The 1,022-nt window shown below is 38.2% G+C and carries 3 protein-coding genes; all 3 read right to left on the reverse strand.

Annotated features, from left to right (window positions below; translation table 11 throughout):
- Positions 1-221: 221 nt before the first annotated feature.
- Entirely contained in the window at positions 222-530 is a 309-nt protein-coding gene (locus tag CTN07_RS22485) for a hypothetical protein (protein WP_036766373.1), read from the reverse strand.
- 70 nt (positions 531-600) lie between these two features.
- Positions 601-837, reverse strand: a complete 237-nt coding sequence (locus tag CTN07_RS22490) for a hypothetical protein (RefSeq protein WP_107183775.1) — start codon at positions 835-837, stop codon at positions 601-603.
- Positions 798-1,022: hypothetical protein (locus CTN07_RS23005; RefSeq protein WP_211315322.1), on the reverse strand; the 225-nt coding region annotated here is incomplete at its 5' end. The genes CTN07_RS23005 and CTN07_RS22490, both read right to left, overlap by 40 nt.

The raw sequence follows: 1,022 nt of genomic DNA on the forward strand, positions 1-1,022 counted from the left end.
TATCGGTTAAGAGTGTTTTTATCATTCGGGGGTATTTCAATTGAACCGCTAAACACATCATTTATTAAGGTTACATTATTAATAATGAGTTTATCCTCAAGGATTAATTGATTGCCCAAGTGAAGGGCGTAAAATGCAAACTCACCAAGTACACCAGAAACAAAATATTTATCTGTCATATTTCCGTTTGTGCCCCTTTCGGGGCACCCCTCCACGATTAATTAATATTCGCTAGGAAATAGGATGGTGGTTACGCTTCTATCCCACTCGGTAATAATCCAAATCTTTTCACCGTTAAGCTCATAACTTGAAAGAATCCGATTGCCTTTGTGTGTTGCCCAGTTATTTGATATTGCGTCGTCTTCACAACACAAACCCCAATCCCCTTTTTTATGTTGGTTTAGGGGAATAACCAGCGGTAAGTGATTACCATCTAAAAAAGCATCTACGCCACGAGTAACCACGATCACGCCTAAATCAAATTCGATAGGCTCAATGTTTTGTATTTCGTCTTGACTTGATGTCGTCATAGTTATATATTCCTTAAAGTTTGAGTGGGGCACAAAACGATATTTTCCGGTTTCGTTTTGTGCCTTTTCTTTATGCGAAAATTAAATCTTTTAATTTGCATTTCGCACGTTTTGCAATCTCAAAAGGCGTTATCCCTATGGATTGCAGTTCAATGAATGAGCGCTTAGCGCTCTCTTTTGTTTCTTCCCCCCTTAAATACGCCTTAATATCTTTGATGTGGTATTGGATCACTAACTTGTCTAGTTCTTGCTGACTCATTAGCGGTACTATTTCGCGCTCTTCAAATCGGATAGCGTTGTAATGCATCTAAATTCCTCCGCACTTATCATGCGCTTAAATTGAAATTGAATATCTTTTTGGTAGCTTTCTATAATTTGGCTATCTTCATCGAAGAAATAGCCTGTAAAGTTGCCCTCCTCGTCTATCTCTACGTTGTAAATAATGATTTCGTCACAAATGATAAATTGCTTGTCGTCCTCATAATGTCGGTG

This window comes from Photobacterium damselae (assembly GCF_003026815.1).
In the GTDB taxonomy this organism is placed as follows: Bacteria; Pseudomonadota; Gammaproteobacteria; order Enterobacterales; family Vibrionaceae; genus Photobacterium; species Photobacterium damselae.